Origin of the sequence: Mesorhizobium sp. M7A.F.Ca.ET.027.03.2.1 (assembly GCF_003999175.1) — a bacterium.
In the GTDB taxonomy this organism is placed as follows: Bacteria; Pseudomonadota; Alphaproteobacteria; order Rhizobiales; family Rhizobiaceae; genus Mesorhizobium.
This window is the reverse complement of the sequence record NZ_RZOM01000031.1, coordinates 1-14,085: the sequence shown is the minus strand read 5'-3', so window position 1 is coordinate 14,085 and position 14,085 is coordinate 1. Positions and strand designations below refer to the sequence as shown.

The window sequence follows — 14,085 nt, the reverse complement described above, 5'->3', positions numbered from 1 at the left end:
GTGCACGTTCCGGTTCCGGCCAGGGGCACGAAATTCGCCGTCCACAAAATCACCAAGCGCCGCGACGAAGACATTACCGCAGCCCTCGGCGCCTTTTTCTTGACGCTGGCCAGCGATGGCACGGTCGCGGAGGTGCGCATTGCCTATGGCGGCACGGCGGCGACGCCGAAGCGGGCGTCTTCTGTCGAAAAAGCGCTGCTCGGCAAGCCGTGGACCGAACAGACGGTTGAAGCGGCGATGGGCGAATATGCAAGGGATTTCACCCCTCTGACCGACATGCGGGCCTCGGCCGAGTATCGCGCCCTGGCAGCGCGCAACCTTTTGTTGCGCTTCTTCGCCGAGACCAGCGGCACCAGGGACCCGATCCAGGTTTCAAGGCACGAGGCGGCATGATGAACAAGCACGCTGCCCCCAACCTCAAGGCTGAAAAGATCGCTGGCGGCGTCGCCACCGATCAGCGCCACGATTCCGCGCACAAGCATGTCAGCGGCACCGCCGTCTACATCGACGACATGCCGGAACCGGCCGGCACGCTGCATGGCTGCCTCGGGCTTTCCACCGCCACGCATGCCACGATCGCCAGCATGGATCTCTCGGCGGTGCGTACAGCGCCCGGCGTTGTCGACGTGCTGACGGCCAGTGACGTGCCCGGCGAAAACGACATTTCGCCGACCGGCCGCCACGACGAGCCGGTGTTGGCCGACGGCAAGGTGCAATTCTACGGCCAGCCTATCTTCTGCGTTATTGCGCAGACGCGCGAGCAGGCGCGTCGCGCCACCAGGTTGGCCAAGGTCGAATACAAGGAATTGCCCTTCGTCACCGACATCGGGGAACTTGATCCGAGGAAGGACAAGCTCGTCACGCCGCCACTGACGCTGAAGCGCGGCGATGCCGCCACAGCCATCCGTCAGGCGCCGCGCCGGCTAAAAGGAAAAATGCGCGTCGGCGGCCAGGAACACTTCTACCTCGAAGGCCATATCGCCATGGCCATTCCGGGCGAGGACCAGGACGTCACCATCTATTCCTCGACCCAGCATCCGAGCGAAGTCCAGCATATGGTCAGCCATGCGCTTGGCGTGCCGAGCAACGCCATCACGGTGGAAATCCGCCGCATGGGCGGCGGCTTCGGCGGCAAGGAGACGCAGGGCAACCAGTTTGCCGCATTGGCCGCGATCGCCGCGAAGAAACACCATCGCGCCGTGAAAATCCGGCCCGACCGCGACGACGACATGATCGCCACCGGCAAGCGTCATGATTTCCTCGTCGACTACGAGGTCGGCTTCGATGACGAGGGCAATATCCTCGGCGTCGATTTCATGTTCGCGGCGCGCTGCGGTTTTTCGTCGGACCTTTCCGGCCCGGTGACCGATCGCGCGCTGTTCCACTGCGACAACACTTATTTCTGGCCAGCGGTGCATGCCCAGTCGGCGCCGCTCTACACCAACACCGTGTCGAACACCGCGTTTCGGGGTTTCGGTGGCCCGCAAGGCATGGTCGGCGCCGAGCGCGTCATCGACGAGGTGGCCTTTGCCGTCGGCAAGGATCCACTCGAAATCCGCAAAAAGAATTTCTACGGCACCAGTGGTGATAGCGAGGGGGGCCGCAACATCACGCCCTACCACCAGACGGTCGAGGACAACATCATCCAGCGCATCGTCGCCGAGTTGGAGGAAAGCGCCAGCTATGCGCGGCGGCGGCGTGAGATATCGGCCTTCAACGCCAACAGCCGTTTCATCAAGCGCGGCCTGGCGCTGACACCGGTCAAGTTCGGCATCTCGTTCACCGCCACCCACTACAACCAGGCCGGCGCGCTGGTGCATGTCTACACCGACGGTTCGGTGCATCTGAACCATGGCGGGACCGAGATGGGGCAGGGCCTCTACGTCAAGGTGGCGCAGGTGGTGGCGGAAGAGTTCCAGATCGACCTCGACCAGGTCAAGATCACCGCGACCACCACCGGCAAGGTGCCGAACACCTCGGCCACGGCGGCGTCGTCCGGCTCCGACCTCAACGGCATGGCGGCGCAGAATGGCGCGCGCCAGATCAAGGATCGGCTGACCGATTTCGCCGCCGAAAAATACCAGGTGCCGCGCGATCAGGTGCTGTTCCTGCCCAACCGGGTGCGCATTGGCAACCAGGAAATTGCCTTCGCCGACCTCGTCAAGCAGGCCTATATGGCGCGCATCCAGCTGTCGGCGGCGGGGTTTTACAAGACGCCGAAAATCCACTGGAACCGCGACAAGGGTGAGGGCCGCCCCTTCTATTATTTCGCTTATGGCGCCTCGTGTTCGGAAGTCTCGGTCGACACGCTGACCGGAGAATACATGGTGGAGCGCACCGATATTCTCCACGACTGCGGCCGCTCGCTGAACCGAGCCATCGACATCGGCCAGATCGAGGGTGGCTTCATCCAGGGCATGGGCTGGCTGACGACGGAAGAACTGTGGTGGGACGCCAAGGGCCGGCTGCGCACGCATGCGCCGTCGACCTACAAGATCCCGCTCGCCTCCGATCGGCCGAAGATCTTCAACGTCACCTTGGCCGACTGGCCGGAAGCGGGCGAGCCGACCATCCACCGCTCCAAGGCGGTCGGCGAGCCGCCGTTCCCGCTCGGCATGTCGGTGCTGCATGCGCTGTCGGATGCGGTGGCCAGTGTCGCCGACAACAAGATTTGCCCGCGCCTCGATGCCCCCGCCACACCGGAGCGCGTGCTGATGGCGATCGAGAGGCTGAAGAAAGAGGCCGTCGCCTGAGTCTGGCGCAAGGTCGGCAATGCGTGCAATCCGGGCCGAAAAAACCTATATTTCCCGCACGGGAATGCGAATGATGAATTCGAAAGTGCAAAGCCTGAGAGACTTCCTTGCCAGCGCCGACCGGATTGCCCTGGTCGAAGTGGCTGGCACAAAAGGTTCGACGCCACGCGAGAAGGGCGCATTTATGCTCGTCTCGCGGGCGGCGATCTTTGGCACGATCGGCGGCGGTCAGCTCGAATACATGGCAATCGACAAGGCCAGGCAGATGCTCTTCTCCCCCCTTGAGGGGGAGATGTCGGCGAAGCCGACAGAGGGGGTCCTATCAGAAGGCACCGCCAGGGCGTTGAGCCCGGTCGATCCGACCCCACCCGGCAGCTTCGCCGCCACCCTCCCCTCGAGGGGGAGGGGAACCCGCATCGCGGTCGACGAAGTCCGCGCAACCCTCGATGTGCCGCTAGGCCCCGAGATCGGCCAATGCTGCGGCGGGCGTGTCGAAGTGCTGATCCGTCTCGTCGATGCAGCCCTTGCCGCCGATCTGGTTGCGGCTGCGGAAGCTGAGGAGGCTCACTTGCCGCGTGTCTACGTCTTCGGCGGCGGCCATGTCGGCCAGGCGTTGGCGTCGACGATAGCACTTCTCCCCGTGCATTGCGTCGTCATCGAGACGCGGGCCGAGGCACTGGAAGGCATGCCGGAAACCGTCGAGACCAGGCTGACAGCTATGCCGGAAGCGATGGTGCGAAATGCCCCTGCCGGCGCCGCCTTTGCCATCCTCACCCACGATCATGCGCTGGATTTCCTGATCGTCGCCGAGGCGCTGAAGCGCGGCGACACCGCCTATGTCGGCATGATCGGCTCGAAGACCAAGAAAGCGACGTTCAGGAACTGGTTCCTGAAATCAGCGGCAGGCAGCGAAGCCGAGTTTGCCCGCCTTGTCTCGCCGATCGGCGGCGATACGGTCAAGGACAAGCGCCCGCAGGTCATCGCGGCGCTGGCGGCAGCCGAGATCATGACAGCGCTGGTCAGTCACAACGCAACCTCAAGTGCCGACCATCAAATTCCGCATGGCAGGGTGATGGCAGGCTAGGCTGCGCCACAGCTAAACCGGCTGTTTCAAACCCAGTTGGTCGCGCAATGTGCGGCCCTCGTACTCCGTGCGGAACAGGCCGCGCCGCTGCAGTTCCGGCACGACGAGCATCGCAAAGGCATTGAGTTCGCCGGGGAAATAAGAGGGCATGACGTTGAAGCCGTCGGCGGCACCGCCTTCGAACCGCGCCTGCAACTCATCGGCAACCTGGGCCGCCGTGCCGACGATGCGCCAATGGCCACGCGCGCCGGCGAAATGCCGGGCAAGCTCGCGGATAGAGAGGCCGTCGCGGCGCGATTGCTCGATGACCAGCGCTTGCCGACTTTTCATCCCCTCGCTCTCCGGCAGATCCGGCAGCGGCCCGTCGATCGGATAGCGCCACAGATCGGAGATGCTGAGATAGCTGGACAGAAGCGCAACGCCGACATCGTCGGGGATCAGTGCCTGCAATTCCTCATATTTTTCACGGGCCTCCGCTTCGGTCTCCGCCACCACTGGCGCGACGCCCGGCATGATCTTGATGTCGTCAGGCTCGCGCCCGTGGCCGCCAGACGTCCCTTGAGGTCGTCGTAAAAGGCCTTCGCTTCCTCGAAGGTCTGCGCCGCGGTGAACACCACATCGGCGGTGCGGGCGGCAAGGTCGCGGCCGACATCCGAGGCGCCGGCCTGGACCATCACCGGCGCGCCCTGCGGCGAACGCGGCAGATCGAGCGGGTCGCGAACCGAAAAGCTCTGGCCGTCATGTCCGGATCCAGAAGCGCCATCGAGCTTGCCGTTCCAGAGCCCGGTTACCACCTCGGCGAATTCGCGCGCGCGCTCATAGCGATCGGCATGGGGCTTGAGGCCGGTCGAGCCGAAATTGGCGGCCTCGACGGGGCTGGCCGAGGTGACCAGGTTCCAGCCGGCCCTGCCGCCGCTCAGATGGTCGAGCGACAGGAAGGCTCGCGCCAGGCCATAGGGCTCGTTGTAGCTTGTCGAGGCTGTCGAGACGAGGCCGATGCGGCTGGTCTGGACGGCGAGCGCCGAAAGCAGGCTGATCGGCTCGAAGCCGATCGAGCGCGAAGTCTGGCTGGCAATGCCGACATTGGCTTCGCGCAGGCCTGCGGCATCTTCGCAGAAGATCATGTCGAACTTCGCCGCTTCCGCCGTGCGCGCCAGCGCGATGTAATGGTCGATGTCAGTGCCGGCGGTGACGTGTGCCTTGGGATGGCGCCAGGCCGCGATGTGGTGGCCTGTCGCCCACAGGAAGGCGCCGAGCTTGATCTGGCGAGCGGTCATCGGTCACCTCCGCCGGCAAGCCCCAGATGCGAGCGCAACGTCGTGCCGCGATAGTTCTCTCGAAACAGGCCACGCTGCCTCAGTTCCGGCAAAACCAGATCGACGAAATCGTCGAGCGCTGAAAGCTGTGCCGGCATCAGGATGTTGAACCCGTCGCAGCTTTTCGCCCGGAATTCCTCTTCCAGCCTCTCGGCGACGGCAGCCGGCTTACTATCGGCGGTAGGCGCGACGTTCGTCAGCACCTTGACGGCATCCGGGTCGCGTCCACAGGCTGCGACACGGCGCCTGATATCGTCATAGCGTCCTGTCGCGCCCTCCACCGGTCCGTCATCCAGCAGGATGACATCGGCGATGCGGGCGGCAATATCCAGGTCGGCTTCGCTCAAGCCCGACAAGACGAGCACTGGCGTATCCTGCGGCGAGCGTGCGACGTTCAGCGGTCCGCGCACGGAAAAGAACTCGCCCGTATGGTCGAGCAAATGCATCTTTTCGGGGTCATGGAAGCGGCCGCCGCTCTGGTCGAACAGCAGCGCGTCCGCATCCCAGCCCCGCCACAGACCTTGCACGATGCCGATACATTCCTCACTGCGACGGCGGAAATCGTCGGGCGAAAATCCCCCGGGCCGGCTGAAATTGGCTGCTTGCCGTGGCGCTTGCGTCATGGTTGCGTTCCAGCCACTGCGGCCATGGCTGATAATGTCGAGCGAGGCGAAACGGCGCGCCAGATTGTATGGCTGGTGGGCGACGGTCGATGCCGCGGCGACGAGCCCGATCCTGCTTGTGACAGTCGCCAATGCGGCCAGCAAAGTGGTCGCTTCGAAGGGCATCGGGCTGTTCGCGGCACCGCCGCCGGACGCCGGTGCGGAATCGGCAAGCAGCACCATGTCCAGGCCCGCTGCTTCGGCCTTTTGCACGAAACCAGTCAGGCGGCTGAATCCCGGTTCCGGCGATGGATCGGCGATCCCCGGAAACAGCGAAACGGCAAGATGCATTGTGGCGCCGCTGTCCATCGATGGTGCCTGCGAGACGAAATACCACCCGAACTATGTTCGCCACTTCAGGGGATGGCAACCGGTGGCGCTGGGTCAACCGCCGGTCACGTGGAGGCCAGCATTATTTCCCAGCTAGCAGATCGTTGATCAGTCGCTGGCAGCGCTCGGCCATGAAGTCGAGCAGCAGCCGCACTTTTGGATCCTGCAGCTTCTTGTGCGGATAGACGGCGGCGAACTGCACCGGTGTCGGCGGCGTGCTGCTCAGGATCACCTTCAGCCGCCGGTCGCGGATGAACGGCTCGACCTCAAAGCGCGGCTTGTTGATGATGCCGCGGCCTGAAAGCGCCCAGCCGGTCAGCACGTCGCCGTCGTCGGTGTCGTAGGGTCCGTGTACCTCGAACTTCTGCGGGCCCGTGGGGGTCTGCAGCGTCCACACATATTCGCGCGCGCCGGAATAACGCAGCATCAGGCAGTCGTGCTTCTTGCCGATCAGTTCCTGCGGCTCGATCGGTTCGCCGCGCGCCTCGAGATATTTCGGCGCCGCCACCAGCACGCGCTCGCATTCCATGATGCCGCGCATCCTGAGGCTGGAATCTTCGATGATGCCGAGCCGGAAGGCGACGTCGATGCCTTCCTTCATGATGTCGACATTGTGATCCGAAAGCCTCAGCCTCACCTCGATGTCTGGGTATCTGTCGTGAAAATCGGGAATGCCCGAGGCCACCAACCGACGGCCGAGGCCCAAGGGGGCGGTGACGCGGATGGTGCCGCGCGGCTGACCGGAAAGCGCCGAGACCGCGGCTTCCGCTTCGGTGATCGCCTCCAGCACCTGCTTTGCGCCCCCGTAAAAAACCGTGCCATGCTCGGTCGGCATCAATTGCCGCGTCGTGCGGTTGAACAGACGCACGCCCAGGTGCTTCTCCAACTCCTTGATGCGGTTGGAGGCGACCGCCGGCGAAATCCGCATGTCGCGCCCGGCCGCCGACAGATTGCCGAGTTCGACCACGCGAACGAAGACGGCAATGTTGTCGAGATAGGCCATGCGGTTTAGTGGCTTTCCTGAGGCCGCCTTCGGGCGGCTCCCATCCTGCTGCGTGTGACTACCCTAGTATTTTCCATTTTTTTTTGAAAGTCATCGTGCACCTCGCCTCTTTCCGTTTGCGCTCCAAGCCGTAAAGTCGCCCAATCGGCAGGGACGATTTCAATGATGGATTTCGCGATTTTCTGGGACTGGCTGAGTTTTGCCGTGCGCTGGCTGCACGTCGTCACCGGCATCGCCTGGATCGGCTCGTCCTTCTACTTCGTCGCGCTCGACCTCGGCCTGCGCCAGCGTCCCGGCATGCCCGTCGGCGCCTTCGGCGAGGAATGGCAGGTGCATGGCGGCGGCTTCTACCACATCCAGAAGTATCTGGTGGCACCAGCCGAAATGCCGGAACACCTGACCTGGTTCAAGTGGGAATCCTACGCCACCTGGCTGTCCGGCTTCGCCATGCTGTGCGTCGTCTACTACGCCGGAGCCGATCTGTTCCTGATCGATCCCACCGTGCTGCCGATGTCGGTGCCTACAGGCATCCTGCTGTCGCTGGCGACGATCGGCGTCGGCTGGGTGGTCTATGATCTGCTGTGCCGCTCGCCGCTGGGAAAAAGCGATACCGGCCTGATGCTGGTGCTCTACTGCGTGCTGGTGTTCATCGCCTGGGGGCTGACGCACCTGTTCACCGGCCGCGCCGCCTTCCTGCATCTGGGCGCCATCACCGCCACGATCATGTCGGCCAATGTCTTCATGGTCATCATCCCCAACCAGAAGATCGTTGTCGCCGACCTCATCGCCGGCCGCAAGCCCGATCCGAAATATGGCAAGATCGCCAAGCAGCGTTCGCTTCACAACAATTATCTGACGCTGCCGGTGCTGTTCCTGATGCTGTCGAACCACTATCCGCTGGCGTTCGGCACTGAGTTCAACTGGGTCATCGCCTCGCTGGTGTTCATCATCGGCGTGCTGATCCGGCACTATTTCAACTCGATCCATGCCCGCAAGGGCAATCCGACCTGGACCTGGATGGCGGCACTCGTCCTGTTCATTGTCATCATCTGGCTGTCGACCGCGCCGAAGGTGCTGACCGGCGAACCCAAGGAATCGGCGGCGGCGCAGATCTATGTCGCTTCAGTGCATTTCCCGGCCGTACGCGACACCGTGCTCGGCCGCTGCTCGATGTGCCACGCGGCGGAGCCGGTCTTTGAGGGCATCTATCATGCGCCCAAGGGCGTGATGCTCGACACCGATGCGGATATCGCCAACCACGCCCGCGAGATCTATCTGCAGGCCGGTCGCAGCCACGCCATGCCGCCCGCCAACGTCAGCCAGATTACCGACAAGGAAAGGGCGCTGCTGGTGGCCTGGTTCGAAGGCGCGGGGAAATAGCATGACCTCGACACTTCTGCGTGGCCGCACGCTGTCCTTCGTGCGCTGGCCGCAAACCATCGACGATCATTCCGCCTGGCGCTACGAGGAGGATGGCGGCCTGCTGATCCGCGACGGCAGGATCGTCGCTGCGGGCACCTATGCCGATGTTGAAAAGCAGGCCGGCGAGACGGCGAAGAAAATCGACCACCGGCCGCATCTGCTGCTGCCCGGCTTCATCGATGCGCATGCGCATTTTCCGCAGATGCAGGTCATCGCCTCCTATGGCGCAGAACTGCTCGACTGGTTGAAAACCTACACTTTTCCGGAGGAAACGAAGTTCGCCAACGCCCAGCACGGCCGCCGCATCGCGCGGCTGTTCCTCGACGAAATGGTGCGCCATGGCACGACGACGGTCGCCGCCTACTGTTCGGTGCACAAGGCTTCGGCGGAGGCCTTCTTTGCCGAATCGCATGACCGCAACATGCTCAACATCGCCGGCAAGGTGATGATGGATCGCAATGCGCCCGACGGCGTGCTCGACACACCGCAATCCGGTTACGACGACACGAAGGCGCTGATCAAGGAATGGCATGGCAAAGGACGGCAGCACTACGCCATCACGCCGCGCTTCGCCATCACCTCGTCGCCGGAGCAGATGGAGATGGCGGGCGCGCTGTGCCGGGAATATCCCGATCTGCACATGCAGACGCATCTGTCGGAAAACCACGCCGAAATCGCCTTCACGCAGCAACTCTATCCGTGGTCGCGTGACTATACCGACGTTTACGAGCACTACGGGCTGTTGGGCAAAAAGAGCCTGTTCGGGCACTGCATCCATCTCTCGGAGCGGGAAGCGAATGCGCTTTCCGACAGTGGCTCGGTGGCGGTGTTCTGCCCGACTTCCAACCTGTTCCTCGGCTCCGGCCTGTTCGACTATCAGCGCTTTCGTCGCCGCGAAAAGCCGATCCGGATCGCCGCTGCCACCGATGTCGGCGGCGGCACCAACTACTCCATGCTGCGCACCATGGACGAGGGCTACAAGGTGATCGCGCTGAACGGCGAGAAGCTCAACCCGCTCCAGTCCTTCTGGCAGATGACGCGCGGCAATGCCGAGGCGCTGTCGGTGGCGGAAAAGATAGGCACGCTGGATGAAGGCAGCGATGCCGACATCGTCGTGCTGGACGCCAGGGCGACGCCGGCGATGCGGCTCAGGATGGAAACGGTCGAGACGCTGGCGCAGGAACTGTTTCTCCTGCAGACGCTTGGCGACGACCGCACCGTGCGCGAGGTCTATGTCGCGGGGCGCGCAGCGAAGAGCGATCTGCTATAGTGCAGCGGCAGGTGCGAGGGGAGCCCCGTCGATGACCGTCCGTCAGAATAAACTCATCGGTATGGTAGGCGGGATGAGTTCGGAATCGAGCGCGATTTACTATCGGCTGCTCAATCAGGCCGCGCATCGGCGCCTCGGCGGACATCACAATGCCAGGTCGGTCCTGTTCACGTTGGATTTCGACGAACTGAACGAGATGGCCGCGCTCGGACGCTGGGATGATCTCGCTGAAACGGTAGCCGAAGCGGCGCGAAACCTGGAAAGGGCCGGCGCCGATTTAGTGATGCTCACCTCAGTCACCGCACACCGTGTGGCCGACCAAGTGGAGGCTCAGCTTTCCGTCCCACTGCTGCATGTCGCCGATGCCACAGCGCAGGCCATTCAGTTACGGGGCTTCGCGCGTGTGGGGCTGTTGGGAACGCGATATACGATGGAGCAGGATTTCTTCTCGGGACGTCTGCGCCAGCGTCATGGCCTCGAAGTCCTCACACCGCCGCAGCAACAACGTGAAGCCTTGCACAGTATCATCATCGATGAGCTGACGTTGGGCATCGTGAAGCAGGACTCAAGGGCTGCGCTGATGGATATGGCATTGGACCTCCAGGCGCGCGGCGCGCAGGCGGTGATCTTAGGTTGCACCGAGCTTCCGCTGTTGGCCGCTTTGGACGACTATCCGTTGCCAGCTTTCGACGTCACCCAACTTCATGCCGAGGCGGCGCTGGACAAAGTCCTAGCAGATGGGCGCGCCTGACCGCTGACGTCTTGACCACGCCGCGATAGTCGGCGAAAGCCAACAACGACATCGGGAGCGAGACAGTGGCCGACGACATCGAGACTATTAAAAGACAGGAAGCCACGCTCGTCTTTTCGGAGTTCGACGAGGCCATTGCCTTTGAGATCGGTACCGCGATTCGCGATAGGGCTTTGGCCGGGAACCTGCCAATCATCGTCGATATCCGGACCTTCGACCGGCCGCTGTTCTATGCCGCGCTGCCGGGCTCGAATGCTTCCAATCCCGACTGGGCGCGGCGCAAGATCAATGTGGTCAAACGGTTCCTGAGAAGCACCTATCGCATGGTGTTGGAACAGCAGCGCCCCGACCGCAGCTTCAAGATCGGCGAAGGGCTGGATATTGCCGACTACGTGCTGGCCGGCGGTGGCTTTCCGGTGACCGTCAAGGGCGCCGGCGTCATCGGGGTGATCGCCGTCTCCGGACTGCCGGAGCGCGAGGATCACGGCGTCGTCGTAGATGCGCTGTGCGATCATTTGGGCGTCGACAAGCGCGGCCTGGCATTGCCTCGGGACGCCGAATGACCGTGCTCGATCCCAAGGCCTTCCTGACCTCCGTCTTCAACGCCGCCATCGCCGCCGCCGACCCGGAACGAACCATCCGGGATCATCTGCCGGCCAAGCCAAAGGGCCGTACCATCGTCATCGGCGCGGGCAAAGGCTCGGCGCAGATGGCGGCAGCGTTCGAGAAAGTGTGGGACGGCCTCATCGATGGGCTGGTCGTCACCCGCTATGGCTATGGCGCGACCTGCGAGCGCATCGAGATCATCGAGGCGGCGCATCCGGTGCCGGACGCTGCCGGTCTGGAAGCCTCGCGGCGCCTGCTCGCCAAGGTCCAGGGTCTGACTGAGGATGATCTGGTGGTGGCGCTGATTTCCGGCGGTGGCTCGGCGCTGTTGCCGTCGCCGGCCGGCAGCCTGACGCTGGCCGACGAGATCGCCGTCAACGAGGCGCTGCTCGCCTCGGGTGCGCCGATCGCAGCGATGAACACCATCCGCAAGCACCTTTCCACCATCAAGGGCGGCAGGCTGGCAGCGGCCGCATGGCCGGCCAGGGTGGTATCGCTGATCGTCTCCGATATTCCCGGCGACAATCCGGCAATGGTCGCCTCCGGCCCAACCGTACCCGATACAGGCATCCGCGCCGACGCGCTGGCCTCGATATCGGCCTATGGCATGAAACTGCCGGCCTCGGTGATGGCGCATATCAATTCGCCGGCCGCCGATGCGCCAAGCCCGGACGACGAGCGTTTTTCGCGCAACGAGGTGCATCTGATCGCTTCGGCCGGGGTATCGCTGGAAGCCGCCGCTGCGGAAGCGAAACGGCAGGGTGTCGAGGCCGTTATCCTCTCCGATGCCATCGAGGGCGAAGCGCGCGAGGTGGGCGGCGTCCATGCCGCGATCGCGCGCGAAGTGGCGACGCGCAACCGACCATTTTCGAAGCCGGTGTTGGTCCTGTCGGGCGGCGAGACAACCGTCACGCTACGGGCAAAAGGCAAGGGCGGCCGCAATTCGGAATTCCTGCTCGCCTTTGCTATCGGCATCAACGGCGTCGAAGGCATCCACGCATTGGCCGCCGACACCGATGGCATCGACGGTTCGGAAGACAATGCCGGCGCCTTCGCCGATGGCTCGACCGTGTCGCGCATGCGCTCGGCCGGTGTCGATGCCAAGGCCATGCTTGCCGGCAACAATGCCTGGACGGCCTTCAACGCGGTTGGCGATCTCTTCGTACCCGGCCCGACCGGTACGAATGTCAACGATCTCAGGGCAATTCTGATCAGGTAGCTGAAGCAATTCCAGGAAAAGTGTGAAGCGGTTTTCCGTCCGGAATTGCGCAAAGCAGACTAATCAGGCGGCCATCAGCCGCTTCACCAGCTTCATATCCTGCAGGAACCGTTCGCGTTCAGCCTCCTTGTCCGCGGACTCGCGGATGCGCAGAATGAAGGAGGGATGGATGGTGATGAACACGCGCAATCCGTCCTCGCGCTCGATCACTTGTCCGCGCATCTTTGTCACCGGGATCGCCTTGCCGAGCAGCGACATCGCCGCCGTCGCGCCGAGTGCCACGGCGAGGTTCGGCTTGATCAGCTCGAATTCTTGGTCGATCCACCAGCGGCAGGCCTGAATCTCACCGGAATTCGGCTTGGAGTGGATGCGGCGCTTGCCGCGCGGCTCGAACTTGAAGTGCTTGACTGCGTTGGTGACATAGACCTTTTGCCGATCGACACCGGCATCATCCAGGATCGCATCGAACACCTTGCCGGCCGGACCAACGAAAGGTTTGCCGGCGAGATCCTCCTGATCCCCCGGTTGTTCGCCGACGAAGATCACCTTGGCATTGTCGGGACCTTCACCGAAGACAGTCTGCGTCGCGTCGCGCCACAGCGGGCAGCGGCGGCAGCCTTTCGCTACCTCACGCAACTCGGGAATCGTGTCTGCATCATCTTCCGGTGCTTCGGCGGGCTGCTTCGGCCAATGCCGTGCCTGCACCTTGGCGTGGTGCGGCGCGGGTGTTGTCGGCATTTTCGCAATCATGTCCTTGGCGGCCTTGTCCGCTCCTGCGATCATGTCTGGAATGAGCGAAGCCTCGGGAAGGTTCCGCCAATATTTCTTCGGCATCTCCTTCTGCATGGCCTTCACCTTCAATCGCGCCGGATTGAAGATGTTCTCGAAATAGGTGCGCCAGAGCGCCTCGGTGTCGTCCTGATCCGGCGCATCGCCCTTGGCCGCGCCCGGTCCGATAGCCAGCCTTTCGCCATCCCAATCGGCGGAGGCGTATGGCGTCAGGATCGTCCAGCGCATGCCGGTGAAACGCCTGACGAAGAAATCGGCGTTGCGCTCGACAATGAAATGATCCGGCTCGAACCAGGCGACATAGCGCTCATCGGCACCGTCGCCGATTTTCCGGAAGCGTACGAAGGCGTGCATCTTGTGGCTGTCGCGCCGCACCGCCTTTTCCATGGCCTCAAGCCGCCTGGTGTCGGGGTCCGACGCGATTTCCAGCAGTTTAGGCTCGTCGCGCAACCGCCAAAGCATTCGGTAGAGAAAGGCAAACCGGCCGGGATCGGAATGGCAGAACGCCGTTTCGGCATGCCCGATGAAGTCGCGCGGCACGACGAGTTGCGCGCCCGCAGGCACTTCGGGCAATTCTGCCTGATCAGAGCCCGGCGCGACATGCCAGTCGACGTCCTCGGGCCTGACCTCATTCAGGGCCAGCCGCCGTGCCGCGTCACGCCAGCCGGCAAAATCCGTCTCGCTGTCGAGCCGAACTCTGTATCTGGCGAGATCGAGTTCCGCCGGCCGCATGATCAGAACAACGACAATTGTTCGCAGGAGTGGGCGATCTTGTCGCGCAGGCCGGCCTTGTCGGTCAGCGCACCAGGCGACCAGCCTTCGGCGATGATGAACGGCCTGAGCTTGGCGATCGACTGGCAGACCCGCCCGACATCCTCCA

General features: G+C 63.4%; 9 protein-coding genes and 3 pseudogenes. 8 read left to right on the top strand and 4 right to left on the bottom strand.

What is annotated here, in order from left to right; translation table 11 throughout:
- The 3 genes and pseudogenes from EN750_RS02940 to xdhC all read left to right on the top strand — a co-directional run.
- A pseudogene (locus EN750_RS02940) lies at positions 1–393 on the top strand (xanthine dehydrogenase small subunit); the annotation flags it as partial.
- Positions 393–2,744, top strand: a pseudogene (xdhB, locus tag EN750_RS02935) (xanthine dehydrogenase molybdopterin binding subunit); the annotation flags it as partial. The pseudogenes EN750_RS02940 and xdhB, both read left to right, overlap by 1 nt.
- 82 nt (positions 2,745–2,826) lie before the next feature.
- Complete coding sequence (gene xdhC, locus EN750_RS02930) at positions 2,827–3,837, top strand: xanthine dehydrogenase accessory protein XdhC (RefSeq protein WP_127395594.1); 1,011 nt, start codon at positions 2,827–2,829, stop codon at positions 3,835–3,837.
- Positions 3,838–3,849: 12 nt separating this feature from the next.
- Here xdhC and EN750_RS02925 read toward each other — a convergent pair.
- The 3 genes and pseudogenes from EN750_RS02925 to EN750_RS02915 form a co-directional block, all read right to left on the bottom strand.
- A pseudogene (locus EN750_RS02925) lies at positions 3,850–5,114 on the bottom strand (LLM class flavin-dependent oxidoreductase).
- Positions 5,111–6,124, bottom strand: coding sequence for an LLM class flavin-dependent oxidoreductase (locus tag EN750_RS02920; RefSeq protein ID WP_127395593.1), 1,014 nt, complete (start codon positions 6,122–6,124; stop codon positions 5,111–5,113). Before EN750_RS02920 ends, EN750_RS02925 begins: the two are co-directional and overlap by 4 nt.
- Before the next feature lie 103 nt (positions 6,125–6,227).
- Positions 6,228–7,148, bottom strand: coding sequence for a LysR family transcriptional regulator (locus tag EN750_RS02915; protein ID WP_127395592.1), 921 nt, complete (start codon positions 7,146–7,148; stop codon positions 6,228–6,230).
- A gap of 162 nt (positions 7,149–7,310) precedes the next feature.
- On the opposite strand from EN750_RS02915, the gene EN750_RS02910 reads away from it, so the two are divergent.
- The 5 genes from EN750_RS02910 to EN750_RS02890 all read left to right on the top strand — a co-directional run bounded on the left by EN750_RS02910 (position 7,311) and on the right by EN750_RS02890 (position 12,416).
- Positions 7,311–8,528, top strand: a complete 1,218-nt coding sequence (locus EN750_RS02910) for a urate hydroxylase PuuD (RefSeq protein ID WP_127395591.1) — start codon at positions 7,311–7,313, stop codon at positions 8,526–8,528.
- A 1-nt stretch (position 8,529) separates the two neighbouring features.
- Complete coding sequence (gene guaD / locus EN750_RS02905) at positions 8,530–9,840, top strand: guanine deaminase (RefSeq protein WP_127395590.1); 1,311 nt, start codon at positions 8,530–8,532, stop codon at positions 9,838–9,840.
- 31 nt (positions 9,841–9,871) lie between these two features.
- Positions 9,872–10,591 carry an aspartate/glutamate racemase family protein gene (locus tag EN750_RS02900; protein ID WP_127395589.1) on the top strand — a complete coding sequence of 240 codons (720 nt, stop codon included), beginning with the start codon at positions 9,872–9,874 and terminating at the stop codon, positions 10,589–10,591.
- Positions 10,592–10,656: 65 nt separating this feature from the next.
- Positions 10,657–11,154, top strand: a complete 498-nt coding sequence (locus EN750_RS02895; RefSeq protein WP_127395588.1) for a heme-degrading domain-containing protein — start codon at positions 10,657–10,659, stop codon at positions 11,152–11,154.
- Positions 11,151–12,416, top strand: a complete 1,266-nt coding sequence (locus EN750_RS02890; protein ID WP_127395587.1) for a glycerate kinase — start codon at positions 11,151–11,153, stop codon at positions 12,414–12,416. The genes EN750_RS02895 and EN750_RS02890 overlap by 4 nt, the downstream gene beginning before the upstream one ends.
- Before the next feature lie 63 nt (positions 12,417–12,479).
- Here EN750_RS02890 and EN750_RS02885 read toward each other — a convergent pair whose 3' ends face one another.
- Positions 12,480–13,937, bottom strand: a complete 1,458-nt coding sequence (locus EN750_RS02885; RefSeq protein ID WP_127395586.1) for a UdgX family uracil-DNA binding protein — start codon at positions 13,935–13,937, stop codon at positions 12,480–12,482.
- Positions 13,938–14,085: the final 148 nt, after the last annotated feature.